We start from the raw sequence: 26,805 nt of genomic DNA on the forward strand, positions 1-26,805 counted from the left end.
TCTATGGAACGCGCAAAATGGGTAGATAGAAAATTTAATTTAGACATCCCTTCAGGATGGTTACCAAACATTATAACCCGATTAGACGGAGTGACTATTCGGTTACGAACTATAGCATCTAATTTAACTGATGAACAATTAAGTAATCAACCAGATGATAAATGGAGCATCAAAGAACATATAGGTCACTTAATTGATCTTGAAGAACTGCATTCTGGTAGAATTTTAGATTTCATCTATAGAAAACCTGTATTGAGGGCGGCGGATATGAGCAATAAAAAAATCTATGATGCAAATCATAATAAAAGGTCTATTGATGAGCTTGTTTCAGAGTTTGGAATAAAAAGAAAAGAATTTATTGAATCATTGCAAGATCTTGATGATGAAACGCAAAATTTTGTAGCCACACACCCTCGTTTGAAAGCACCTATGAAGATTGTAGACATGGCATTTTTTACTGCTGAGCATGATGATCATCATATGGCTAGTATCTATGAAATTCTAGAATCTTATAAGTAATTATGATAATTTCCTGTTTTTTATATCTTTAAAATCCAAATTATTTGATTTATGGATAGAGAAGCTATTGCCGATGTATTAGAAGAAAAGCATCAAGCGCTTTTTGAATGGTTAGAAATACAGCCTGATGATCAATGGGGAAAGGGACCTGAAGACAGGTGGACCACAGGGCAACATGCATTGCATTTGTTGAAGAGTATAAAACCTCTTAATGATGCTTTAAGTATGCCACGATTCTTACTGCGATATAGATATGGAAAAAATAATAGGGAAGTCAGGTCTTATGAAGTGGTAGCTAATAGATATGAGGAGAGACTTTCTGAAAACTTGGATAGAGCAAAGGTTTTTAATGAGAAACTAAAGACTCCTAAGGTAAATGATAAGAACTATATTTTAAATAGATTAAAAACAGAGAATAAAAAGTTACAATATAAAACTCGCAAAATAAAAGATAAAGATCTTGATGAGTTAATATTACCACATCCTCTGATGGGTAAAATGCCTATTAGAGAAATTATTATGTGGACTGCGCATCATGTAGAACATCACACTAATACTTTGCAAAAGGATTATTAGGAGGTCATTGCGATGGAATAAAATGACTGAAGCAATCTTTTAAAACAGACTGCCACGTTTTACTAAAAATAAAACTCGCAGTGACGCCATTATTTTTTCCTTGCTATCACTTCTCGCATGGCGGGAGTAAAAATAGTAGCTCCAGGCTTTTTTTCAAGCTCACCAAAAGCAATTAAGGCATTCTCAACTTCTTTTTGAGTTAAATAGCCCGTTTCAACCAATTTCGGAAAATAAATATGAAAAAAGCTCTTGGGCCAGTTCCAAATAAATTGATTAGGTGTAGCCATTTTTGTTAAAGGTCTCGTATGAATCACTTCATAACCACATTCTTCAAAATATTTAGGTAATTTTCTACCTACATCAATGTCATTTTGATCTCGCAAACTTTGTAAAGCGGCAGCTATTCCTTTTGCTAATGCAGGAATATGAGGTTCCGTTTGTAAGGTAGACCAGTCAAAATATTCTTGAGTTACCATTACTCCTCCTATCTTTAAGGCTTTATGAATTTTTGACAAAATTTCTTTAGGATTCGGAACCCATGCCAATGCCCATCGGGTATAAACACCATCTAAGCTATTATCTTCTAATTGCATATGATCAAAATCACAACACTGCGTTTCTATATTTAAAGCATATAGATCTTTAACGCTATCAAGAAAATCAATATAATAAGCTGATTTGTCTACAGCAATTACTTTGCCTTGTTCTCCTGCCATATAGGCTAGTTCTGTAGTACAAAAACCCGGACCACAACCCAAATCTAACAAGGTTTGTCCTGCAGTAAAACCTGCTAATTCCCAACCTTTAATGGCTTCGCCTGACCATACCTGATGTTGTAAGCCTAAACGATGTAATTCTTTGGTTTCTGTACCCAAAATATAGGCATTTAATTCTTGTTCTGACATAGACTCAATTATGTTAACTAAATTATAAAATTTACAGAACATTACATTTTTATAGTCTCAATTGTTAACTTTCAGAAGCTTTAATCGTCTTACTATCAACTAACTCATCAATTATGTCAAAAAATAGAATCCAATCTGTAGATGCACTTCGTGGTTTTTCCTTAGCAGGAATAGTCATTGTTCATATGGTAGAAAACTATATTGGAAGCTTGCCACCTGCCGATGTCATGGCTGCAACAAACCAAGGCATTTTAGATAGTATTGTTGAAGGTTTTCTGTTCTTATTCATACGGGGTAAGTTCTTTGCCTTATTTTCATTTCTTTTTGGATTGAGTTTCTTTATTCAAATGGATAAAGGTGCCCAAAAAGGTACACGTTTTGAAGGTCGTTTCTTATGGCGATTGATATTATTATTGGGGATTGGGTATGTACATCACTTATTTTATAGAGGTGATATTTTGACTATTTATGCGTTACTAGGAATAGTATTAATCCCTTTTTATAGGATGAAGCCAAAATGGATTCTAGCACTGACTGGTATCTTATTTTTAGGTCTGGGGCGTTTTCTTGTTTTTGCTTTTGCAGGTAATGAATCACTATTTTCTGGTGTAGAATTTAATCCTGAAAACCCTATTATTTTAAACTATTTCAATACCATTAAAAATGGAAGTTTAATGGAAGTATTTGCCACAAACGCAACTGAAGGTCATTTGATGAAGTTCGATTTTCAATTAGGCGTTTTTGGTAGAGGTTATTTAACATTTGCTTTCTTTTTATTGGGATTATATGCGGGTAAATTGAAGTTTTTTGAGAGCTTTAGAGAAAATAGAAAAAAATTATTGAAAGGCTTATACTGGTCTATTGGGTTGTTCATTGTTTTTAGCGTTTTAATGGGGTTCCTGTTTTCTCAAGGTAATCAAGGAGGAGGTCCTAACTTTGATAGCTGGACAACTATGTTTGCCTTGACGGCCTACGATCTTTCAAACCTGTTTATGACCTTTATTTTAATTCTTGGGTTTCTACTCATTTATATGAAAATAAAAGGTGAACGCTTTTTGCAAAAGTTTGCACCTTATGGAAGAATGGCACTAACCAACTATGTGTTTCAAACGGTACTGGGCACTGCTATACTCTATGGTTGGGGAATGGGCTATTTAGGCGAGTTAAGAAACATATATACCTTTTTAATAGGTATAGTTATTATAATATTACAAATGTTCTTTAGTAATTGGTGGCTAGAGCGATTTAAATATGGCCCTTTAGAATGGCTATGGCGGAGCCTGACCTATTTTAAAGTATTTCCGTTTAAGAAAACTGTACTCGAGTAATAATTTGGTTTGTTTCTTAACGAGTTTTCTTCGAACTTAGCTAACATAAATTTAAATTATTCATTTACAATGAAATAAGGTTTATAAAAGAAGATCATATTCGCTGAAATGATGGACCTAGGTAAATTATTTATATGAAACAGATATATCATTTGTTGGTGGTAATAATCTTACTCTCATGCAATTCTTCCGAAAAGAAAATTGAGATTGATAAATCTAAACATCAAGGACTATCTAAACTTGATGCAAATCATCCATTCCTTACTTTGTACAGTAATGGAGAGAAGAATCAAGCAAAAAAGCAAGCTGCATTGGTTGCTGATGCATATCAGTTTCTTTCGAAAATTATGGGACAAAAAAAGGATTTTTGTTTATTGGTAATAGCCAACGAAGACTGGGAAAGAAATGCCTACTCACCCGTTGTAGATATGCCTGAATACTATAGAGGAAATCTAATTGTTGGCTCGGGACAAAACGATATGGCTTTAGGTTATGAAGAAATGATTAGACTACTTCCAAAAGAAATGACAAGTGGTTTAATTGCCACTTACACTAATAATCAAGAAGAATTTGACATGAGTCTTTTTTTTGATAAACTTTCAATTCATGAACTAACACATAATTTTCAAGACCCTAAAAATATAGAGAAGTATTCAATGAGTAGGTGGCTCGAAGAAATTCATGCAAATATGGGGTTATATGCTTACTTTAAGTTCAAAAAACCAAGTGAATTAAAATACATTTTAGGTTTGGTAAAATTTAGCTTAGAAAATCCTCCTCCTGATTTAAAATACACCAGTCTCTCTGATTTTAATTCTCATTATTATGATATGAACCCTCAGAATTATGGACATTATCAAATGAAGTTCACAAAAGTAGCTCAGGTTTTGATTGACTCATTAGGTAGTGAAATATTAAAACCTCTTAACGATTTTATCATCAAATATGATGAGAGCTGGAAAGAAAAGATGTCAGAAGAAGAATTTAGAAAAAAAATTTCCAATGAAGTGCATCCATTCTTAACAGAAACAATTAGCAACTGGTAAGACAGCATTTCTAGTTTTCAATACGCATACCAATAAACTATTCCTTATGATGTACTCAAAAGTGATTATTTTTGAACTACTAATTTTATTCTCATATTTGGGATTCTCTCAAGTTGATTCAAAAAGTACTATACTTTTTATTGGTAATAGCCTAACCTATACCAATGATTTACCAAAACTGGTTCAAAAAAAAGCTAAAAGAAAAGGAATCATAGTTAATACAAAGATAATTGCTTTTCCTAATTATGGATTAGAAGATCATTGGAATGATGGAAAGGTTCAAAAGTTAATTAATAAAGGTAACTATGACTATGTGATTATTCAGCAAGGGCCGTCTTCACAGGCTTATGGTAGAAATAGTCTATTAGAATATGGTGAAAAGCTTAAAAAGCTTTGTGATCAAAACAACACAAAACTGGTCTATTTTATGGTATGGCCATCTAGACACTATTACCATACATTTGATGGCGTTATAAAAAATCATACAGATGCTGCCGCAAAAAATAATGCCATTCTCTGCCCTGTAGGCAAAGTTTGGAAAGCACATTTTGATAGTACAGAAGACTTTTCGTACTATGGTGCAGATGGATTCCATCCTTCCTTTAAAGGCAGCCAAATAGCTGCTGAAATCATTGTAAAAACACTCTTTTCTGATTAAGATTTCTTCTTTCAAATACCTATCTTTGCCACTTACAAAAAATGACGCAGGATTATGTTTAATAATTTAAGTGATAAGCTAGATAAAGCCTTTCATGTCTTAAAAGGGCATGGAAAAATTACCGAAATAAATGTTGCAGAGACACTAAAAGAAGTACGCCGAGCTCTTTTAGATGCTGATGTTAACTATAAAATAGCCAAAGATTTTACCAATCGTGTAAAAGAAAAGGCATTAGGTCAAAATGTATTAACCACTTTAAACCCGGGGCAGTTACTCGTTAAGATCGTAAAAGATGAATTGACCGAATTGATGGGTGGTGAAACCGTTGGCATTAACCTGGGCGGTTCGCCAACTGTTATTTTAATGTCTGGTCTGCAAGGTTCAGGTAAAACCACTTTCTCAGGAAAGTTAGCGAACTATCTAAAAAATAAAAAGACAAAACAAGTTTTATTGGTTGGGTGTGACGTCTATCGTCCAGCAGCAATCAATCAGTTAAAAGTGGTTGGTGAACAAATTGGTGTAGAAGTATATGCTGAAGAAGGGAATCAAAACCCTGTTGAGATTTCTCAAAATGCCATTCTACATGCCAAATCTAATGGTAAAAATGTAGTCATTATAGATACTGCCGGTCGCTTGGCAGTTGATGAAGAGATGATGACCGAGATATCAAACATCCACAAGGCTGTAAACCCTCAAGAAACCTTGTTCGTGGTAGATTCTATGACAGGTCAAGATGCGGTGAATACTGCCAAAGCTTTTAATGATATCTTAAATTTTGAAGGCGTAGTTCTTACAAAATTAGATGGTGATACACGCGGTGGTGCCGCTTTATCTATTAAATCTGTAGTAGATAAACCCATCAAATTCATTGGTACTGGTGAAAAAATGGAAGCTATTGATGTGTTCCATCCAGATCGTATGGCCGATCGTATTTTAGGTATGGGTGATGTGGTTTCTTTGGTTGAGCGTGCGCAAGAACAATTTGATGAGCAAGAGGCACGTAAGATTCAAAAGAAAATTGCTAAGAATCAATTTGGTTTTGATGATTTCCTAAAGCAGATCCAGCAGATCAAAAAAATGGGAAATATGAAAGACCTTGTGGGAATGATACCCGGCGTTGGAAAGGCTATGAAAGATATTGATATAGATGATGATGCTTTTAAAGGCATAGAAGCTATTATTCATTCTATGACGCCTTCTGAGAGAAGTAAACCTGATATTATAAACTCAAGCAGGAAAAAGCGTATTGCCAAAGGCTCAGGTACTTCAGTACAAGAGGTAAATCAACTCATGAAACAATTCGATCAAATGAGCAAAATGATGAAAATGATGCAAGGCGGTGGTGGAAAACGTATGATGCAAATGATGAAGGGAATGAGGTAAACCAGTTATTAGTTAAGAGTGCTGAATTGCGAATTGGTTAACTTTTACTTGTCATTCCGCACTTGATGCAGAATCCAGATAGAATGTAAATGCTATGGATTCCTGCTTTCACAGGAATGACAGAAATTATAAAACTCTTACTCGAACTTCAAGTTGAAGACATAAACTACTATGATACTACTAGACGGAAAAAAAACAGCCGCAGACATTAAAGAAGAGATTGCTTTAGAAGTTGCTGACATGAAAGAACGAGATTTAAAAGTACCGCATTTGGCAGCTGTCATTGTTGGTAGTGATGGAGCTAGTCTCACTTATGTAAATGCCAAAGTAAAAGCTTGTGAACGTGTTGGTTTTGAATCCACCTTAGTTAGATTACCTGAAGAAACAACAGAGGAAGAATTACTAAATGAAATTGCCATTTTAAACATTGATAATGATATAGATGGCTTTATTGTTCAATTGCCATTACCAAAACATATAGACGAGCAGAAAGTCATTATGGCTGTGAATCCTGATAAAGATGTAGATGGGTTCCACCCCGCCAATGTTGGTAAAATGGCACTGAATTTACCTACATTTATTTCTGCCACGCCATTTGGCATTTTAGAACTGCTAGACCGATATAACGTAGAAACTTCAGGTAAAAATGTTGTAGTTATTGGCAGAAGTCATATTGTTGGTAGCCCTATGAGTATTTTACTGTCTCAAAAGAGAAAAGTAGGCAATGCCACGGTAACCATCACTCATAGTAGAACTAAAGATTTAAATGAATTTACCAAAAAAGCCGATATTATTATTGCCGCATTAGGAATACCAGAGTTCTTAAAAGCAGACATGGTTAAAGAAGATGTTGTTATTATAGATGTTGGTATTACCAGAGTTGCGGACCCTTCAAAGAAAAACGGATTTCGTTTGGTGGGTGATGTAGATTTTAAAAGCGTAAGTGAAAAGTCAAGTTATATTACACCTGTACCTGGTGGTGTAGGTCCTATGACCATTGCCATGTTATTAAAAAATACTTTGTTGGCCTGTAAAAGAAGGAGTTAAACTGAAACAGCTCTTTGTAAGATTCTGATTGAAAATATTATTTGTTTTGTAGTTGCCATCATCAAATAATAGATTCTTCGAACTTTATGTCTAATTCTTTCTGAATTTCATGTATACGTTGCAACTCGCTAGGTAAAATTAGAGCTATAGAATCACCTGTTTTACCAGCTCTTGCTGTTCTGCCACTTCTGTGTGTATAATATTCTAAACTTTCTGGCAGTTGATGATGAATTACAAAATTTAAATCGGTTACGTCAATCCCTCTTGCAGAAACATCAGTAGATATTAAAAATTGTAAACTCTCATTTTTAAAGGCTCTCATAACTTTGTCACGTTCCTTTTGTTGCATATCACCTTCTAAGGCTCCAACAGAAAATCCTTCTTCAGTCAATTCTTTCGTTAAACTTTGGGCTCCTAACTTTGTTCTACAGAATATAATACCGCGTTCATTGGTTCTACCCTCAAGTATTTGAATAAGTTTATTGGTTTTATTTTTAGTTGAAGTGAGTACATATGTGTGGGAAATATTAGTATTCACTAATCCATTTCTATTCACTTCAACTCTTGCAATATCATCACTCATATACTTCGTGATGATCTTTCTAACTTCCTCTTGCATTGTAGCAGAAAAAAGCCATGTATTTCTAGACCCTGTAGTGTATTTTAAAATGGCATTTAACTCTTGCTTAAAACCCATACTTAGCATTTCGTCGGCCTCATCTAGAACCAAAGTTTTAATACTTCTTATACTAATGGATTTCTTTTCTATCAAATCAATTAAACGACCCGGCGTAGCAACTACAATATGTGTAGGTCTTTTTAACTTGTTTATTTGAATATCTATTTTCTCACCCCCATAAACCGCTTCCACAAAAATTTTAGTGTCTGTATATTTTGTGAATCTAAATAACTGCTTTTTTATCTGTTGTGCCAGTTCACGAGTAGGTGTTAAAATAAGTGCTTGAATCAGGGCTTTTGAGTCATCTATTTGATGTAAAACAGGTAATCCGAAAGCTGCTGTTTTTCCTGTTCCAGTTTGAGCTAAACCAATAAAATCAGATTTAGAATTCAATAAAACAGGTATCGTTTTTTCTTGGATTTCTGTTGGTGAAGTAATACCAAGTTCCTTTAAAGCTTTTAAATACTTTTTATGAACTCCTAAGTCTGAAAATGTTAGCATGTTTTACGGTAAAATGCAAATATATGCTTCTTATAGCCAGAACGTTCTTAAATAAAGTGTTTTTAATTTTATTTGGTCTTTCTACATTTAATTTTCCATGTTGCGTAGGCGAAGGACTCATTTTTCGTTACCCACTCACCTATCCAATCAAATCCATCATCAGAAATATTTGAGAATGTTAATCTGTAGTAACCATCCATACCATTTGGTGCCTTTTGCTCTCTATACAAAACAATGTCATCTCCTTTTTTGTTTCCTTCCCAAGTAGATAATCTATTAGCTATTGATTTTGTAGTATAGTAATGCACATACCAACGGGCGCTATCTTGGCTATATTGACGAATGCTCCCGGAGCTACTACCATCTTCTTTTAGTGTTTCATCTTGCACTGCCATACCATTCATGATGTATTTAAACTTCCAAGTCATATCTATAGGATCAGCCCAAGATTTGTCTTTATTTCTTGTTTCTGATTTGCAGTTACAGACTCCAATAAGTGGTGCAAAGTCTTTGAGTTGCTCTGGTGCATTAGGGTTTACTTTTCCAAAAGGAGCATCCTTAGAAGGCTCATACTCCATTGATAAATTTTGAGCATTTATAATAAAAGACAGAAAGAATAATATAATGGCGAGAATAAGGCGAACTAGCATGGTACTAAGGTTTTGATACCTAAAAGTAGCTATAAACCAAAGCCAAAAATGTTAAGGAATGTTTATTTAGGAAAAATTTAACTTACATTCCTAAAGTTGGTAAGTGTTTAACTTTATGATATCTCAATGCAGTCTTAATGCAGTTCTTTAGTTCTTCTTTTGGGATTTTATCATTGAGTTGAAATACAATAGCTCCACTGCCTTCAAACTTAAATCTATCTTTATACAACATTTTAAAAGTTGGAATCAATTTGCTAGTGCATTGAAAATATATAGCATATCGGTCTGGTGATTTTGTTTTCCAATCTATTCTGATAGTACTTCCTCTTTTTGAAATATAGCTAGGCTCACCCCATTTTAGTGTTTCTTCTAAACTTGATATATCCTCCAGCTCCTTTGCAACTTCAATGATCAATGACCTTAGAGCTACTAATTTCTTTTTAGCAATATTTGGATACTTTTCAAAAACGAATTCCACCTCAGGGTTTGTAGTAATTTTTAAACCTTTCATCTATACTAATTAGCAAATAATTGAGAAATATCCTTAAACGCCTTAAACTCTAAAGCATTTCCTGCCGGATCTAAAAAGAACATGGTAGCCTGTTCTCCTACCTCGCCTTCAAAACGAAGATAAGGATCAATAATAAATTCAATCCCTTTAGATTTTAATTCATCCGCGAAAGCATGAAATTGATTCCATTCTAAGACCACACCATAGTGCGGTACCGGTACACTTTTTCCATCAACCGAATTTGTATGAAGAGATTCTTCGGATTTAGGTTTATAATGAATCACCAACTGATGCCCAAATAGATTAAAATCCACCCAATGGTCAGAGCTTCTACCTTCTTCACAACCTAGAATATCTCTGTAAAAAGTTCTGCATTCAGATAAATTATGAACCGGAATTGCTATATGAAATGGTTGTACATTCATGTTTCCTCTCTATTGACTAAATTCATTGAAAAGGCAGGAGTGCAAATGGCTAAATATTCACATTCTGAGTCAAATGGATTCGAGTATTGTACTCGAGTATTTTTCTCGATCTTGATGGATTCTCCTGCTTTTAAAATAATAGTCTCCCCTTCAATTACAAACTGTTTTTTACCGCGAATGATGTAGGTATATTCATCAAATTCAGGTGTTTGAAATGGTTCGCTCCAGCCCGGTGGTGCGATCATATGTGCAATACTGATGTTGGAATTACCGTCTGTTGCGTTTCCAAAATGTTCTTCTATTAATTTTCCGTCATCAGTAGGCACTACAAATGGTGATTTTTGGATGTTATACTTTTTATTCATAGAGGTGAATTAGCTTCACTAAAAATAGTAATTTGATGATCAAATACTTAATTTTGCCGTTCATTTTTTAGAAAATCGGTCTCGACTCCGCTCGACCAGAAAGGTGCACAATTTACAATTGTCATCTTGAGCATTAGCGAGGTCAAAATATATTTTGAACGAAGCTACCTTACGAAGTAAGTCGAAAGGTCTTAAACTAGGGAGATAATTTATGCCAATCCAAGAAACACTAAAATCAACTATTCAGGAAGCGTTCAAATCTATTTACGATCAAGAAATAGATACCGTTGAATTTCAAGCTACACGAAAGGATTTTGCGGGTGACATCACAGTAGTTGTTTTTCCATTTTTAAGAGTGGTCAAAGGAAATCCCGTTGAAATTGCCACCAAATTAGGTGAATATATTAAAGAGTATGTTTCTGAGGTTGCTAATTTCAATGTGGTAAAAGGTTTTTTAAATCTTGAATTGAGTGATGCCTATTTTCTAGAGCAGTTTAACACGATATATCAGATAGAAAATTACGGTATTTCAACACTTGGCGCTGGTGAAAAAGCTGTAATGGTTGAATATTCCTCTCCAAATACAAATAAACCTTTACACCTGGGTCATATACGTAATAACCTGTTGGGTTATTCAGTAGCTGAAATTTTAAAGGCTTCTGGCAGAAAAGTATATAAGACTCAGATAATTAATGATAGGGGCATTCATATATGTAAATCAATGCTAGCCTGGCAAAAATGGGGAAATGAAGAAACACCTGAATCAACGGGACTCAAAGGTGATAAGCTAGTAGGAGACTATTATGTAAAGTTTGATCAGGAATATAAAAAGGAGATAAAGGCACTAGTTGCCGAGGGTATCTCTGAAAAAGAGGCCACAAAGCAGGCTCCTATACTACTTGAAGCTCAAGAAATGCTGAGGAAATGGGAAGGTGGTAACGAAGAAGTGGTTAATCTCTGGAAAAAAATGAATGGTTGGGTGTATGATGGATTTGATATTACCTATAAAAACCTAGGCGTTGATTTTGATACTTTGTATTATGAAAGTGACACCTATCTATTAGGGAAAGAATTTGTTGCCGAAGGACTCAAAAGTGGTGTTTTTTTTAAAAAGGAAGATGGTTCAGTTTGGTGTGACCTGACTGATGAAGGTCTTGATGAGAAGATTGTTTTACGCTCGGATGGTACAGCTGTTTATATGACCCAAGATATTGGCACTGCTATACAACGTATTAAAGACCACTCCGATGTAGGTGGATTGGTATACACTGTGGGTAACGAGCAAGATTATCATTTTAAAGTATTGTTTTTAATCCTTAAGAAATTAGGGTTTGATTGGGCTGAAAATTTGTATCACTTAAGCTACGGAATGGTGGATTTACCGAGTGGTAAAATGAAATCTCGAGAAGGTACTGTTGTGGATGCAGATGACCTTATTATAGAAATGGCTAATACAGCTAAAGAAATTTCTGAAGAGTTGGGTAAACTTGATGGGTATACTAACCAAGAAAAAGAAACACTCTATAAAACCATAGGTCTAGGTGCTTTAAAATATTTTATTTTAAAAGTTGATCCTAAGAAGCGAATCTTATTTGATCCTGTTGCCTCTATTGATTTTCAGGGCAATACTGGTCCGTTTATTCAGTACACCTATGCCAGAATTCAATCTATTCTTCGTAAAGCCGATTTTGACTATAGTGTCGCCCTAAGCGGAGTCGAAGAATCTTTCCATGAAAAAGAACGTAATCTTTTAAAGCAATTGGCATTATTTCCCGAAACAGTGCAGCAATCAGCGACTAATTACAGCCCTGCATTAATAGCGAATTACACGTATGATCTTGTAAAAGAATATAATTCCTTCTACCAAAGTGTACCTATTCTTGGTTCGGAAAATGAACAAGAAAAAATCTTTAGAACACAATTGTCTAAAAAAGTAGCTGATGTCATTAAAGCTGCCTTTACATTATTGGGTATTGATGTGCCGGAGAGGATGTAATTTAGTTTGCATCTTACCTATTTTTCTTCGAACTTCGCTTACCTGTACTTAACTTGATTCAGTATTGACTAGTATAGTCTATTAATTAGAATTGAATTCTTCAGTACTAAAAGAGAATCATATTTTAAGCTTTAGCAATAACTACAAGTCAAAAAAGGTTAGATTAAAAAATTAAAAAATCATGTGAAGAAAATAACATTCAATACTTTAATACATAGGAAGACTTCAATGATATAATTGAAGATGCCTCAACCTATATTAATAACTGAAGTTCTAATAAAAAAATACAAGTCCTAGTCAATATTCATTAAACAAAAAAAGAAAAAAATGAAAGATCCTATTTACCAAAATCGTTATGTGTCATTTTTCTTTCTGTTTGTTTTTCTATTTATCTTATTAAGTAGCTTTTATTTAAATAGAAAGAAATCAATAATTCCAATCACTAAATCTGAAATCCGTCTAACAGATGAGGGCTACCGTATCTTTTTAAACGGAGAGCTTTTCTACATTCAAGGAGCAGGTGTGGACAAAGGTAATTTAGAATCATTGGCTAAACACGGAGCAAATTCTTTTAGAACCTGGAGTACTGAAAATGGTAGAGAAATTTTAGATCAAGCTGAAGAACTAGGACTGAAGGTAATGATGGGTATTTGGGTTGGTTTGGAGCGTCATGGATTCGATTATGATAATGAAGTAGCTGTAAAAGAACAATTAGAAAGCATCCGAAAGAGTGTTATAGAGTTGAAGGATCATCCTGCATTAATAGCTTGGGGAATTGGAAATGAAATGAATCTGCAATCGCAAAATCTAAAAGTTTGGGATGCGGTAAATGACATATCTAAAATGATCCACAAAGTAGATCCTCACCATTTAACTACTACATGTTTATCAGGAATAGATAAGAAATATGTGGATTTAATTGCAGATAGAGCGCCAGATTTAGATTTTTTGAGTATTCAAATGTATAGGTCAATTGAAATTCTTCCCGAACTTATTGCAAAATCAAATTATAAAGGGCCTTTATTGGTTACTGAGTGGGGAGCAACAGGTTATTGGGAAGTTGGTACTACTGAATGGGGGGCGCCTATAGAGAACAATAGTTCAGAAAAAGCAGATGGTTACCTTAGTAGATATCAGAATTCTATTCTATCTCAATCACAACAAGTAATGGGCTCTTTTGTATTCCTATGGGGTCAAAAACAAGAACGAACACCTACCTGGTTTGGAATGTTCATGCCTGATGGTAATGAAACTGAATCTGTTGATGTAATGCATTATGCCTGGAACGGTAAATGGCCAGACAATCGAACCACTAGGCTGATTGATTTTACTCTCGAAGGCAAAAGAGCTAAAAATAACATTAAACTGAAAGCTGGTGATACCTACAAAGCAATAGTAAAAGTAAGCGATCCTGATAATGACAAGTTAACTTTTCATTGGGAAATTATGAAAGAAAGCACTTCAACTAACTCAGGAGGAGATGCAGAATATATTCCAGCAGTTATAGATGGCCAATTTTCAAAAAATGCCGATAGTACTACCAATTTTGTAGCTCCATCTCAACCTGGAGCTTATCGATTATTCATTAATGTAGAAGATGGTAATAATCATACTGCTCATGCCAATATCCCATTTTTGGTAAAAGATTAAATTATTAAATGCTCAATTTCATATCTCTTCGGCTTTAAAATAGTAATAAATTTTAATGACTGATAAAATATATAGGAAAGTATATAAAGATTTTTAGGAACGTATTGAATCTAAATCCAGTAATATCAAATCTGCCCTATTTAATAGCAAACTGATAGATGCAGTTTTTAAATCATAAAGAAAAACTATTTGAATTTATATAAAATAAAAAATAACTTATCCATACTATTCAACTACCTTTGGCGTCTGTAGAAAAAATATATGACATTCAAAGACTTAGGTTTAGTTGAACCTATATTGAGAGCCTTAGAAGATCAAGGCTATACCCACCCAACTCCTATACAAAAGCAATCAATTCCAATTTTACTTCGTAATAAAGATTTATTAGGCTGTGCACAAACAGGTACTGGTAAAACTGCGGCATTTTCAATACCTATTTTACAACATCTTTATAACAATATAAAACTTAGAGATAAGCAACGTAAAATAAAAGCATTGGTTGTTACACCCACTCGGGAGTTAGCTATACAAATTGCTGAAAGCTTTACAGCGTATGGTAAATATACTGGTATAAAAAACACCGTTATTTTTGGAGGCGTAAAACAAGGTGCGCAAACAAAAGCCTTAAAAGAAGGTATTGATATTTTAGTTGCAACACCAGGTAGACTATTAGATTTAATGCAACAAGGCTTTATATCTCTAAGAGATATTGAATATTTTGTTCTTGATGAAGCCGACCAAATGCTAGATATGGGCTTCATACATGACATCAGAAAAATTATAGCAAAACTACCCCCTAAACGTCAATCTTTATTTTTTTCTGCTACCATGCCTAGCAGTATTATTGCGCTATCTCAAAAAATATTGGGCAAGTATGAAAAAGTAACCATAAAACCTCAACAAGCAACTGCTGAAAAAGTAGATCAGGCAGTATATTTTGTCTCTAAAAAAGGAAAAATTAAACTGCTGATCCATTTACTTGAAACTAAAATTACGGGATCTACTCTTGTTTTTTCACGCACAAAACATGGTGCCAACAAAATTGTAAAATTACTTGATAGGGCAACTATAAAAGCAGAAGCTATACATGGTAACAAATCGCAAGGAGCTCGACAGAAAGCACTTGAAAATTTTAAAAAAGGCACTACTAAAGTTTTGGTTGCTACTGATATTGCTGCTAGAGGTATAGATGTATCTGCTTTGGCATTTGTTATTAATTATGACCTACCTAATATACCAGAAACTTATGTTCATCGTATTGGAAGAACTGGTAGAGCTAAAGCAAGTGGTATTGCATTATCATTTTGTGACAAAGATGAGCGTCCTTATCTACGAAGTATACAAAAATTAATAAAGCAGCAAATTCCTATAATAAAAGAGCATCCTTTTATTTATGATGTTGAGGAAGTTCAAGCCGAAAAGAAACAACCCGATCAGAATTCTAAATCTCGAAACTTTCGCAGGGGTAGTAAAAATAATTATAGAAAGAAATCGAATGGAAATAGATCAAGAAATAGAAACTCTTAAAATAACTTAATTAGATAGCCTCAATAAAAAATTGGGGTTAGGGCAATTCTTACGGTAAAAATCTAAATTCTCTTTGTTTGTAACCCCTGGATAATCTCCAAACTTTCCTTGCATATCTTTAATGAGTTGAAAATGTAGATGTGGTGCATACCCACCGTTGATTTCTGGAGAGCCAAGTTTAGCAATCTCGTTGCCCTGATATACCTTCTGCCCTACTTTTAATCCCTTAAGTGATTCTATACTTAAATGCCCATATAATGAATAAAAGTCTACCTCTTTAAAATTGTGTTTTAAAATAATTGTTGGTCCATAATTTCCTAGACTGCTATTATTTTGAAAACTATGGATTTCTCCATCTAAAACTGCTAACACTTTTGTACCTGCTTCACACCAAAAATCAATACCTAAATGTATATTTCGTTCTTCTTTTCCAATGAAATTATGACTTCCTTGATATAAATTTCGTTCTTCTAAATAACCTCCATATGCTATTTGCGCATTTCTAATCTTCAAATAATCTGTTATATAGTTTTCACAGGCAGTGGCAGACGAAATGTTAACACTATATAGTTCTTTATTATGAACCGATAAGTCAATAGCAACATAGTAATTTAAAGGAATATTTGTATCTAGAACTTTCAATGATTCTTGAGAAATACGTTTAAAAAATTCTTTAAAATCCATCTATATTAACAATTAGGTAACTAAACTAATACTTTGTATTTTTAAGAAAAAGTTTTTATGACAGCATTTACGGAAAGAGAGCAAATTGTTGAAGTAGTTAACAAACTATTTATTTATACAGATCACCTCTATTGGGATAAATTACAAAACGAAGTCTTTACCAAGTTTGTGAATCTAGATATGACTTCTATGGGTGGTGAAGCTAGAGAGTTATTATCAAGTGAGATTTGTGATAATTGGCAAAACGGTTTTAAAGATTTGGATGCAATAAATCATCTTGGTGGAAATTATTTGGTAACTATTCATGGCCATAAAGCAGATGTTTTTGCCTACGCCACAGCTACCCATTATAAAGAAAAAGCAAAAAAGGGGAATACTCGTGATTTTGTAGGAACCTACGAATTAAGTCTTGTTAAAAATCCCGAAGGGTGGCGTATTGAAAAAATGAAGTATAATCTGCGTTATGCTACTGGAAATTTGTTATTGAAATAACTAAAATGCTAAAGGCTTGTTAAAATTTTCATTTGAAAATACTTATTAAGTAAATTGGTCTTCATAAAGGCTATATAATGAAATATTTAATTTTCTTTTTGATACTTTTAGTTAGCGTTACAAGTCATTCACAAGAATTTAATGCTAAAAATTCGCCTGACTTAGATGATCGTATTTCAACCATTGATTTTGTAGAAATTGTGAATGATAATATAGAAGAAGCACTATACTATTACAACAATAATTGGAAGATTTTACGAGAAAAAGCAATAAATAAAAACTATATTTTATCGTTTCAATTATTACAAGCCCCTATCACAAATGATAGCAAAATTCAATTGATATTAATCACAACTTATGCTAATCAAGAACAATATGATAAAAGAGAAGAGCATTTTCAAGAACTTATTGGAAATAGCGGCGGATTAAAGTTACTGAACGATAAAAAACCCAATCAGTTTAGAAAGGTAGCTTTTGGCAAAGAACCCGTTAAACATCTTAATTGATATGAATAAATACCTGTTTTCTTTATTTTTATTGGTCTCATTATCTTCAAGTTTAGCACAAGCAACATATTCTGAAGGTGTTGATGAGTTAAGAAATTCTATCACTTTTTATGCTCAAGACTCTGTTTTAATTACTGCTGACACTTATTTTATAAAAAATACTTCACCCACTATATTACTTTGCCACCAAGCAGGTTATAGTAGAGGGGAGTATATAGAAACTGCAAAAAAAATAAATGATTTAGGGTTTTCTTGTATGGCTATAGACCAACGATCTGGTAAAGGTGTAAATGGTATTGTAAATCAGACTGCCATTAATGCTAACGGTAAACGAATGAATGTTGGTTTTGCTGGTGCCAAGGAAGATTTATTGGCAGCCATAGATTATTTATATGAGTTAAATGGAAATCAACCTTTACTAGTTGTGGGTAGCTCCTACTCGGCTTCTTTAGCTTTATGGATTGCCGGTGAACGAAATAAAAAAGTAAAAGCAGTAGCGGCTTTTAGTCCAGGAGAATATTTAAAAGGGAAAAACTTAGCAAAACTTATAAAACCTATAAAGATTCCTGTTTTTATAACTTCTTCAAAGCGAGAAATCGGGCCAGTGGAAAAGCTTCTTCGAAACGTAAAACCGTCGTATATAACTCATTATAAACCTATAGAAAAAGGCATTCACGGTTCACGTGCTGTATGGGAAACTACTGAAGGTTATGAGGGGTATTGGCAGGCATTTAAGCGATTTTTATTGGAGAATAAGTAAACACATGGTATCACTTGTCATTCCGGACTTGATCCGGAATCTACTCTTTATAAATTAATTGGGTCCTGAATCAAGTTTAGGATGACAATATCAATATAAAGCATCATAACAAATCTAACACGCGCTCTAGCGCCATACCCCGAGAAGCTTTAATTAATAAAGTGGAGTCTCTAATCGTTCGGCCTGAAAAATAATTTTTAAAGTCTTCAAAGGATTTATAGCACTTAACTCCAGAAGTAGTAACTTTATAAAAATTCTCTCCCAATAGAAATACTTCATTGATATCTAATTCAGACACTAAATCAGCTACTTCTTGATGTTCTTTTTCTGCCTCATCTCCAAGTTCAAACATATCACCAAGTATGGCAATTTTATTAGTATTGCTTAAGTCATTAAAATTCTGTAACGCTGCATGCATACTACTTGGGTTTGCGTTATAGGCATCTAAAATTATTTTATTTGATCCTTTTTGAATGATCTGTGATCGGTTGTTAGAGGGTACATAGTTTTCAATAGCCTCTTTAATCAAAGTATCATTAACATTAAAGTAATTACCAATAGTAATGGCAGCAGCAATGTTATTAAAGTTATACGCCCCAATAAGTTGACTTTCTATTTCCATTTCGTTATAATTGGTTTTTACAAATGGATTGGCCTCCACAAAATCAATTTGAATATCAGAATTATTATTACTGAAAGTGATCCTTCGCATACCTTCAGACTTTTCAAGTTGCTTGGTATCCTTACCATTCACAAAAACCATCTTTTCATGAGCTTTTAGGTATTGATATAATTCTGTCTTACCTTTTATAACACCTTCTATTCCTCCGAAACCCTCAAGATGTGCTTTTCCAAAATTTGTAATATAGCCATAATCTGGCTCTGCAATGGTACATAAAAGCTCTATTTCCTTTTGGTGGTTTGCTCCCATTTCAACAATACTCAGTTCTGTTTCGGGTGTCATTGATAATAAGGTTAACGGCACACCAATATGATTATTCAAGTTACCCAAAGTGGCTGTTGTTGTATACTTCTTAGATAGCACAACATTTATCAATTCCTTAGTTGTTGTTTTGCCATTGCTTCCAGTTAATGAAATAATAGGAACTTTCAATTGTCTCCTATGATACCTAGCTAATTTTTGAAGTGTCTCTAAAACATCCTCTACTAACAATATCCTTTCATTGGTCCTGAATTCCTCCTCATGAACTACGGCATAAGACGCTCCTTTTTTTAAAGCTTCTTCGGCAAAAGCATTACCATTAAAATTATCGCCTTTTAAAGCAAAGAAAATACAATCTTGAGTGATTTTTCTTGTATCAGTACTTACTAAATAAGATTTGCAATAATGTTGGTAGAGTTCAGCTATTTTCATTGGCTAAAAATAAAAAAAGCTCGACACTTTTTAGTCTCGAGCTTTAATTATATATAAATTGATTCTTATTTAATTTTTCATAGGGTGCTTTCTTCTACGCTTATGCGTCATAGCTCCTAACTTGTCTGTTGCACAACGGAAACCAATAAAATTAGTTGCCATATATTCTGGTAAATATCTACGCTGCGCTGGGTCTAACCAGTAATCTCTATCTCTCCAAGAACCACCTTTATAAACTCTTGTTTGATTGCTAATTAACGTATTACGTTTCTTAGTATCATATTGCTGAATAATCAACCCACTCTCTCCTATTTGACGAGGCGTCTTAGGTGAATTATACATTCTAGGTTTATACTCTTCATCCTCTTCTTCAAGATTTCTGTAGTATTCTTTTGTAGAAGCTAAGTCACCATCATTAATATCAATGTTATTCGCTTTTTCGTAGTTAGGCCTCATGAAAGCATCACTCTTTGTAATAGGCACATACTTTACACTACCAGGTAAATCTTTTACTACAATCTTACCATTATCTAAAGTATCAAACTCTACAGTATTATAATCTACTACTACTACCTTACCCTCAGCATCAATTAAAGGTTTCTTAAATACATTTCCTCTAAAATAATTAAAGTCATTAGCTTCATTATCTACAATTGGTCTGTATACATCAGCTACCCATTCAGCAACATTACCAGACATATCATACAATCCAAAAGCATTAGGGTCGTAAGATTTTACTTCAATAGTAATATCTGCACCATCATTACTCCATCCTGCCAATCCACTATAATCTCCTTTGGCTTGTTTGAAATTTGCTAACTGATCACCAGCTCTTCTTTTAGACCTGTCTCTTGTATAACGGCCATTCCAAGAATATTTCTTTCTACCTCTAATAGTATTATACTCTCTATTTTCAATTAAAGCTTTGGCAGCATATTCCCACTCAGATTCTGTTGGCAGTCTAAAACGAGGTGTTAAAATACCATCTGATGTTTTTACATGTCTTCCTGTAAAACCTTGTTGCTCCTTACCTCTTTTTCTTCTTGCCTTTCTTCCAGTATCCTCTTCAGCTTCAGCTACAACATCATCACCAGCGTCTTCTGCTTCGGCTTTTCTTTCTTTTCTACTTTTCTTTTTACTTGGCTTTTGAGAATAGTCTGGCAATCCTTTTCCATAAATACTCTCGTCACCATCAAATAACAACTCAGGGTTTGCCAAATAAGCACTAGTGTCAAAACGATTTTTACCTTCTACTTTTAAAGAATCTTGGTCAAATAATTTCTTTAATACACCTTTATCATAAAGTATCTTTTCATTTACACGGTCGGTTCTCCATTTACAGTAATCTGTAGCCTGTATCCATGATACACCAACCACTGGATAATCTGCATATGAAGGGTGACGCAAATAGGTTTCTGATAATAATTCATTAAAACCTAAAGCATCTCTCCAAACCAATGTATCTGGCAAAGCAGCCTGATAAATTTTACGGTACGTATCATCAGACGGAGGAAATACCTTTTCTAAATATTGTAGATAAAATAAATACTCAAGGTTGGTTACCTCAGCCTCATCCATATAAAATGACCTGATCTGTTGTTTAGTTGGAGTTGTATTCCAGTCAAACATAACATCATCTTGTACACTACCCATAGTAAATGTACCACCTTCAATCAACACCATTCCAGGAGGCGTCTTCTGACCGGCATAGTTAGTATTAGCTGTAAAACCACCATAAGTTGGGTCATTAAAGTTCCAACCTGTCAAATCTGATCTAGATCTTCCTTTACTACCGCAGCTAGCTAAAAAGCCCGCTACCAGAATGGTTAATACCACATTTCTTACAATAAACCTTTTCATATTTATTTAATGTTTAATTTAGGGGTTAAAAAGTCCTATTCTGTTTACTTTATTATTTACTTTACTCTAGCCAAAAAATGGCATCAGTTGCATGTATAACGATTGTTTTATTTCTTTATTATATGTAACCTTGCAAAATATTAAAATAACTGTTTACAACCGCGTTTTGAATAATGATGCCAAAAATTAGAAACTTAACTCTGTTCTTATTTTTATCTATTTGCCTTTGTATTTCTGCTCAAGACATAGCAAAACAATCTAAGGTTGAATACAAGCACGCTACAGTAAAAAACTCTGTTCTATCTCAAGGTACTTGGTATAAATTTGCTATTGATACAACTGGAATCTTCAGAATTGATGCTTCTTTTTTACAACAATTAGGTATTAATACTTCTGAGTTAAATCCAAAAAACATTCGAATTTTTGGAAATGGTGGACAGCTATTACCTGAATTAAATAGTGAGTTCAGGTATGATGGATTACAAGAAAATGCTATTTATGTAGAAGGTGAAGAGGATAATAGTTTTGATAGTGGTGACTTTATTCTTTTTTACGGTAAAGGGCCTTATGATTGGCAGGTAAACGCACAACAACCCGAACAAACAAGACATAGAAATAATATCTATTCAGATAAAGCTTACTATTTTATCACGGTAGATAATGGAATTGGTAAGCGCTTACTAAACAATACTCCAGTAAGTGGATCTGAAACATTGCAAGTAACTACCTATAATGATTATTTAGTACATGAAATTGACGAAGTAAATTTGTTCGCTAATGGCCAGCAGTGGCTCGGAGAAAATTTGACTTTCAATAATACGACAACAATTAATTTTGATTTTTCAAATATTGAAGCTTCAGAAAATGTTTTTGTTAGAGCCAGAGGTGTAACCGAATCATTTACACCTACTCAAATGCAATTCAATGTAAATGGTCAAAATCTTGGGATTATTAATTTTAATGCAATTACTAACTCATTAACCTTAGCTACTCCGGGCGAATTAGAAAGAGGAATTGCTGTAAGCAATGATCAGATATCAGTAGAAGTAACATTCAATAATAATGGAAACCCCTCTGCAAAAGGGCATTTAGATTATATAGAACTTATTGGAACAAAAAGGCTGGTTGCTCTGACGAACAAACAATTCTCATTTAGAAACTTTAATGCGGCAAATACTTCATTTACAGATATTATAAATTATAGTATTGAAAACACAACTTCAACTACAAAAATTTGGGATGTCACAGATTATATCAATCCCATAAATATTAATAATGAGTCTGTTGATACTAATTTCTCATTTAACACCAATGGTGGTGTTCTAAAAGAATTTATTGTGTTAAATGAAAATGATTATTTCACTCCTGAAATCATCTCTAATGGTGCCATTCCAAATCAAAATTTACACATTTTACAAGATATTGATTATGTAATTGTTTCTCCTGATTTTCTAATACAACAAGCTGAACGTCTGGCTGAATATCATAGAACAAATTCAGGTTTAGATGTTCGGGTTATTGATCTTCAATATGTATATAATGAATTTAGCTCAGGCTCACCTGATTTAACAGCCATACGCGATTTTGTGAGACACCTATATGTAAATGCTACGTCTACCGAAAACAGAATTAAATTTGTAGCCCTTTTTGGAGATGCATCATTTGATTATAAGGATAGAATTACAGGTAATAACAATTTAGTGCCTGCAGTTCAATCTTTTCAGAGTTTTAATCTCGCAAATTCTTTTGTTACTGATGACTATTATGGTATAATGGATGAAGATGAAGGACTGCTGAGAATTAGTGATACACAAGATGTAGCTACAGGAAGGTTTCCTGTATCAACCATTTCTGAAGCGCGGACAGCAGTTGACAAAGTTTTAAGTTATTATGCTACCTCTTCTTTTGGTGACTGGCGCAATAGAATAGCATTTGTGGCTGATGACCCTGACAATGCCGGTGAATTTATCTTGCAACAAACGGTTGAAGAAATTGCCGATGAAATAACTCTTAATAAACCCGAATTCAATATTTCAAAAATATACGCTGATGCCTTTGTACAACAAAACTCAGCAGGTGGTGAGCGCTACCCAGATGTAAATCAAGCAATCAACAATGTAATTGAAACTGGAACTTTAGTAGTTGATTACTTCGGTCATGGTGGTGAAGATGGTTGGGCGAATGAGCGTATATTAGATGTTGGGCAAATTCAAAATTGGCGAAACCCAAATACATTACCTCTTTTGATAACCGTTACCTGCGAATTCTCAAGATTTGATAACCCCCTAAGACCTACCGCTGGTGAGTCAGTATTTCTTAATACCAATGGAGGAGCGACCAGCATGATCACAACAACACGAGAAATTTTTATTAGTGTTGGACAACGTTTTAATAGGGTGTTAGCTAGAAAGCTCTTTGCCTTTAATGATGAAGATTACACGATGGCTCAGGCCTTAATGCAAACAAAGAATGACCCTGCCTCTTCAAATAGTGAGCAGCGACTATTTGTATATTATTTTGGTGATCCTGCTATGAAATTAGCGCAGCCAAAGCCAAACATAAGGCTCACCAAAATCAACGATAGAGACATTTCACAATCTTTAGATACTTTGAAAGCCTTATCGAGAGTTACTCTAGAAGGTGTTGTTACGAATTCATCTAATACTATTTTAACTGATTTTAATGGTACACTTTCTACCACTATTTTTGATAAGTCACTTGAAAGAACAACGCTTGATAATGATAATTTTGGAAGAACACTAACTTTTGATGCTATTGAAAGTAAGATTTTTAGAGGGCAGGCATCTGTGACTAATGGAGCTTTTAAATTTGACTTTATAGTACCTAAAGACATCCGTGTAGCCTTTGGAAAGTCTAAAATAAGTATGTATGCTGAAAATCAAGAAATAGACAAGTCAGGATTAAATCAAGATATTATCGTAGGCGGAATTAATGAAAATGCTCCTGAAGATACTACTGGCCCTATCGTAAAACTATTTATGAATGATGAGTCTTTTGTTGATGGTGGTAATACCAATGAATCGCCATTTTTTGTGGCTGTTTTAGAAGATGCATCAGGAATTAATACCTCTATCACTTCTGTAGATCATGATATTGTAGCTATTCTAGATGGTGATCAAACAAATCCATTTATTCTTAATGACTTTTATCAGACTGAATTAGATGACTTTACGAAGGGAAAAGTAAAGTTTCCGTTTAGAGACTTAGAACCTGGACCTCATACTATTTCATTTAAATGTTGGGACACATACAATAATCCGTCAGAAGCTACGTTAAATTTTGTTGTAGTAGATGACAGAGATTTGGTATTAGATAATGTTTTGAATTATCCCAATCCATTAATCAATTATACCCAATTTTGGTTTAATCACAATAAACCAAATGAGCCTTTAGAAGTTCAGGTTCAAATATTTACTGTTTCAGGAAAACTGATTAAGACTATTAATCAAGTTGTACAAACTGAAGGTAATTTGTCACGTGAACTTTCTTGGGACGGTTTAGATGATTTTGGTAATAAAATTGGAAAAGGCGTTTATGTCTACAAACTCAATGTTACTTCTACATTATCAAATGCTAAAGCCAGTACGTTTGAAAAACTGGTAATTTTACAATAACATGACCCCAAACACTAATTCAATTTCATGAAAAAATTAACATTAATTCTTTTGATTTTCACCTTAGGTATCTCAAAAAATTATGCCCAAGATGAAAACCCAATTACTACGGCAGCACCTTTTTTATTAATAGCGCCTGATGCCAGATCAGGAGGTATGGGTGACATTGGTGCAGCAACTTCGCCAGATGCTAATTCGCAGCACTTTAATGCTGCAAAAAATGTCTTTTCTGAAGCGCAACACAGAATAGGAGTTAATTATACACCATGGCTACGTAATTTGACGAATGATGTATTTGTAGCTTATTTAACGTATTCTAATAGATTTAGTGAAGCTAGTTCTGTTGGTGCTTCTTTAAAATATTTTTCTTTAGGAACTATAGACCTTACCGCTATAGATGGCCAAGGTATTGGTTCTGAAAACCCTAACGAATTGGCTCTTGATGTATCATATGGTTTAAAATTAAGTCCTGAATACTCTATGGCAGTAGCGGTTAGATATTTGAGATCTGATTATGCCTTGAGGGTTGAAAACTCTACCATTAATACTGTAAATTCATTTGCAGTAGATGTTAGTGGCTATTACCAATCTCAAGAGAAAAACTATGGTAGCTTTAATGGTATTTGGCGTGGTGGGTTTAACATATCAAACATAGGCCCTAAAGTTACTTTAACTGATGGCGGTCAAGATAACTTTATTCCTACTAATCTAAGACTGGGTGGCGGCTTTGAATTCATATTAGATGAGTTCAATTCTATTACCGCCAATTTAGAGTTTAATAAATTATTAGTGCCATCACCACCAATACGTGATGAAACCACTGGTGATATTATTGATGGCAAAGATGATGATGTTGGCTTTTTAGGTGGTATGTTTCAATCATTTGGAGATGCTCCTGGTGGATTTGGTGATGAACTAAAAGAATTTACTTGGGCTTTAGGTGGTGAATATATGTATGATGATACTTTTGGTTTTAGAGCTGGATACTTTAATGAAAGTGACTATGCAGGAGGAAGGCAATATTTTACATTGGGTGCCGGTTTTAAATTTAAGAGTGCTCAATTAGATTTATCATATCTAATAAATTCAAGTGATGTGAATAATCCTTTAGAAAATACACTTAGATTCTCATTGTCATTCAGCTTTGGAGATACCTACGAAGACTTTTAACAAATCAGTCTTCGTTTTAAGAATTATAAAAATCATTTTAGTACATTAGCTAAAATGATTTTTTGTTTTTAGATGAAAAAACAAGAGCATATTGTACATTTTACAGTTTATGAAGGCATTGATGAACTTCCTACTGAAGAGCAAAACTTAATGCTTCAAGCTATTGATAGTAGAGATTTGGCCTATGCACCTTATTCTAAGTTTAGTGTAGGTGCAGCTATCTTATTAGAAAATGGTCAAATAGTTTTAGGGAATAACCAAGAAAATGCAGCTTATCCTTCTGGTATGTGTGCAGAACGTGTGGCTATTTATAATACAGGTGCCAACTACCCTAATGAAAGCATCAAAAAGATTGCTATTTCCGCTAAATCTTCTCTTAATCTTGTTACTGATCCCGTAGGACCATGTGGAGCTTGTAGACAAGCTATCGCAGAATATGAATCAAAACAAAAAAAAACCATAGAAATATTATTTATGGGTGAAGAAGGTAAAATTATTAAAACAAATTCTTTAAGTGATTTACTACCTTTTGGATTTGATAAATCTTGGTTATAACT

25 protein-coding genes are annotated in these 26,805 nt (G+C 33.8%); 16 read left to right on the top strand and 9 right to left on the bottom strand.

Annotated elements, in window-relative coordinates; all coding sequences use genetic code 11:
- Window positions 1–3 precede the first annotated feature (3 nt).
- Together AC1EU5_RS13240 and AC1EU5_RS13245 are read left to right on the top strand one after the other, a co-directional pair.
- Window positions 4–519: a DinB family protein gene (locus tag AC1EU5_RS13240; protein ID WP_480192880.1), complete on the top strand. Its 516-nt coding sequence runs from the start codon at window positions 4–6 to the stop codon at window positions 517–519.
- Window positions 520–570: 51 nt separating this feature from the next.
- Complete coding sequence (locus AC1EU5_RS13245) at window positions 571–1,095, top strand: DinB family protein (protein ID WP_480192881.1); 525 nt, start codon at window positions 571–573, stop codon at window positions 1,093–1,095.
- Window positions 1,096–1,184: 89 nt separating this feature from the next.
- Here the strand turns inward: AC1EU5_RS13245 and AC1EU5_RS13250 are convergent, their stop codons facing one another.
- Window positions 1,185–2,000, bottom strand: a complete 816-nt coding sequence (locus tag AC1EU5_RS13250; RefSeq protein WP_480192882.1) for a methyltransferase domain-containing protein — start codon at window positions 1,998–2,000, stop codon at window positions 1,185–1,187.
- A gap of 113 nt (window positions 2,001–2,113) precedes the next feature.
- Between AC1EU5_RS13250 and AC1EU5_RS13255 the strand changes: the two genes are divergently transcribed.
- The 5 genes from AC1EU5_RS13255 to folD all read left to right on the top strand — a co-directional run bounded on the left by AC1EU5_RS13255 (window position 2,114) and on the right by folD (window position 7,462).
- Window positions 2,114–3,328 (top strand): DUF418 domain-containing protein, encoded by a 1,215-nt coding sequence (locus AC1EU5_RS13255; protein WP_480192883.1) that lies wholly within the window; start codon window positions 2,114–2,116, stop codon window positions 3,326–3,328.
- A gap of 134 nt (window positions 3,329–3,462) precedes the next feature.
- Window positions 3,463–4,374, top strand: coding sequence for a hypothetical protein (locus AC1EU5_RS13260; RefSeq protein WP_480192884.1), 912 nt, complete (start codon window positions 3,463–3,465; stop codon window positions 4,372–4,374).
- A gap of 46 nt (window positions 4,375–4,420) precedes the next feature.
- Complete coding sequence (locus AC1EU5_RS13265; protein WP_480192885.1) at window positions 4,421–5,032, top strand: SGNH/GDSL hydrolase family protein; 612 nt, start codon at window positions 4,421–4,423, stop codon at window positions 5,030–5,032.
- Between the two features lie 54 nt (window positions 5,033–5,086).
- Entirely contained in the window at window positions 5,087–6,415 is a 1,329-nt protein-coding gene (gene ffh / locus AC1EU5_RS13270; RefSeq protein ID WP_480192886.1) for a signal recognition particle protein, read from the top strand.
- A 171-nt stretch (window positions 6,416–6,586) separates the two neighbouring features.
- Window positions 6,587–7,462 carry a bifunctional methylenetetrahydrofolate dehydrogenase/methenyltetrahydrofolate cyclohydrolase FolD gene (folD, locus tag AC1EU5_RS13275; RefSeq protein WP_480192887.1) on the top strand — a complete coding sequence of 292 codons (876 nt, stop codon included), beginning with the start codon at window positions 6,587–6,589 and terminating at the stop codon, window positions 7,460–7,462.
- Between the two features lie 61 nt (window positions 7,463–7,523).
- On the opposite strand, the gene AC1EU5_RS13280 is transcribed toward folD, so the two are convergent.
- The 5 genes from AC1EU5_RS13280 to AC1EU5_RS13300 form a co-directional block, all read right to left on the bottom strand.
- Window positions 7,524–8,642, bottom strand: coding sequence for a DEAD/DEAH box helicase (locus AC1EU5_RS13280; protein ID WP_480192888.1), 1,119 nt, complete (start codon window positions 8,640–8,642; stop codon window positions 7,524–7,526).
- Window positions 8,643–8,710: 68 nt separating this feature from the next.
- Window positions 8,711–9,292, bottom strand: coding sequence for a hypothetical protein (locus AC1EU5_RS13285; RefSeq protein WP_480192889.1), 582 nt, complete (start codon window positions 9,290–9,292; stop codon window positions 8,711–8,713).
- A gap of 82 nt (window positions 9,293–9,374) precedes the next feature.
- Entirely contained in the window at window positions 9,375–9,803 is a 429-nt protein-coding gene (locus AC1EU5_RS13290) for a DUF1801 domain-containing protein (protein ID WP_480192890.1), read from the bottom strand.
- A gap of 5 nt (window positions 9,804–9,808) precedes the next feature.
- On the bottom strand, window positions 9,809–10,228 hold the full coding sequence (locus AC1EU5_RS13295; protein ID WP_480192891.1) for a VOC family protein: 420 nt from the start codon (window positions 10,226–10,228) through the stop codon (window positions 9,809–9,811).
- Window positions 10,225–10,593 (bottom strand): cupin domain-containing protein, encoded by a 369-nt coding sequence (locus tag AC1EU5_RS13300; RefSeq protein ID WP_480192892.1) that lies wholly within the window; start codon window positions 10,591–10,593, stop codon window positions 10,225–10,227. The genes AC1EU5_RS13295 and AC1EU5_RS13300 overlap by 4 nt, the downstream gene beginning before the upstream one ends.
- A gap of 211 nt (window positions 10,594–10,804) precedes the next feature.
- On the opposite strand from AC1EU5_RS13300, the gene argS reads away from it, so the two are divergent.
- From argS to AC1EU5_RS13315, 3 genes are all read left to right on the top strand, one after another.
- On the top strand, window positions 10,805–12,589 hold the full coding sequence (gene argS, locus AC1EU5_RS13305) for an arginine--tRNA ligase (RefSeq protein WP_480192893.1): 1,785 nt from the start codon (window positions 10,805–10,807) through the stop codon (window positions 12,587–12,589).
- Between the two features lie 327 nt (window positions 12,590–12,916).
- Window positions 12,917–14,239, top strand: coding sequence for a glycoside hydrolase family 2 TIM barrel-domain containing protein (locus AC1EU5_RS13310; RefSeq protein WP_480192894.1), 1,323 nt, complete (start codon window positions 12,917–12,919; stop codon window positions 14,237–14,239).
- 261 nt (window positions 14,240–14,500) lie between these two features.
- The gene (locus AC1EU5_RS13315; RefSeq protein WP_480192895.1) at window positions 14,501–15,766 is read left to right on the top strand and encodes a DEAD/DEAH box helicase; all 1,266 of its coding nucleotides are present in this window, start codon (window positions 14,501–14,503) and stop codon (window positions 15,764–15,766) included.
- A 6-nt stretch (window positions 15,767–15,772) separates the two neighbouring features.
- On the opposite strand, the gene AC1EU5_RS13320 is transcribed toward AC1EU5_RS13315, so the two are convergent.
- The gene (locus tag AC1EU5_RS13320; RefSeq protein ID WP_480192896.1) at window positions 15,773–16,450 is read right to left on the bottom strand and encodes a peptidoglycan DD-metalloendopeptidase family protein; all 678 of its coding nucleotides are present in this window, start codon (window positions 16,448–16,450) and stop codon (window positions 15,773–15,775) included.
- A 57-nt stretch (window positions 16,451–16,507) separates the two neighbouring features.
- Here AC1EU5_RS13320 and AC1EU5_RS13325 point away from each other — a divergent pair, with 57 nt between their 5' ends.
- From AC1EU5_RS13325 to AC1EU5_RS13335, 3 genes are all read left to right on the top strand, one after another.
- Window positions 16,508–16,942 (top strand): nuclear transport factor 2 family protein, encoded by a 435-nt coding sequence (locus AC1EU5_RS13325; RefSeq protein ID WP_480192897.1) that lies wholly within the window; start codon window positions 16,508–16,510, stop codon window positions 16,940–16,942.
- A 77-nt stretch (window positions 16,943–17,019) separates the two neighbouring features.
- Entirely contained in the window at window positions 17,020–17,448 is a 429-nt protein-coding gene (locus tag AC1EU5_RS13330) for a hypothetical protein (RefSeq protein WP_480192898.1), read from the top strand.
- Between the two features lies 1 nt (window position 17,449).
- A complete protein-coding gene (locus AC1EU5_RS13335; RefSeq protein ID WP_480192899.1) occupies window positions 17,450–18,208 on the top strand; it encodes an alpha/beta fold hydrolase in 759 nt (252 codons plus the stop codon).
- A 103-nt stretch (window positions 18,209–18,311) separates the two neighbouring features.
- On the opposite strand, the gene AC1EU5_RS13340 is transcribed toward AC1EU5_RS13335, so the two are convergent.
- Both AC1EU5_RS13340 and gldJ read right to left on the bottom strand, forming a co-directional pair.
- The gene (locus tag AC1EU5_RS13340) at window positions 18,312–19,583 is read right to left on the bottom strand and encodes a UDP-N-acetylmuramoyl-tripeptide--D-alanyl-D-alanine ligase (protein ID WP_480192900.1); all 1,272 of its coding nucleotides are present in this window, start codon (window positions 19,581–19,583) and stop codon (window positions 18,312–18,314) included.
- 69 nt (window positions 19,584–19,652) lie between these two features.
- Complete coding sequence (gene gldJ, locus AC1EU5_RS13345) at window positions 19,653–21,443, bottom strand: gliding motility lipoprotein GldJ (RefSeq protein ID WP_480192901.1); 1,791 nt, start codon at window positions 21,441–21,443, stop codon at window positions 19,653–19,655.
- A 176-nt stretch (window positions 21,444–21,619) separates the two neighbouring features.
- Here gldJ and porU point away from each other — a divergent pair, with 176 nt between their 5' ends.
- The 3 genes from porU (at window position 21,620) to cdd (ending at window position 26,803) form a co-directional block, all read left to right on the top strand.
- Window positions 21,620–25,078, top strand: coding sequence for a type IX secretion system sortase PorU (gene porU, locus AC1EU5_RS13350; RefSeq protein WP_480192902.1), 3,459 nt, complete (start codon window positions 21,620–21,622; stop codon window positions 25,076–25,078).
- Window positions 25,079–25,105: 27 nt separating this feature from the next.
- Complete coding sequence (gene porV, locus AC1EU5_RS13355; protein WP_480192903.1) at window positions 25,106–26,248, top strand: type IX secretion system outer membrane channel protein PorV; 1,143 nt, start codon at window positions 25,106–25,108, stop codon at window positions 26,246–26,248.
- A 72-nt stretch (window positions 26,249–26,320) separates the two neighbouring features.
- Entirely contained in the window at window positions 26,321–26,803 is a 483-nt protein-coding gene (gene cdd, locus AC1EU5_RS13360; RefSeq protein ID WP_480192904.1) for a cytidine deaminase, read from the top strand.
- Window positions 26,804–26,805 lie beyond the last annotated feature (2 nt).

The organism is Maritimimonas sp. 2405UD52-3 (genome assembly GCF_056591715.1).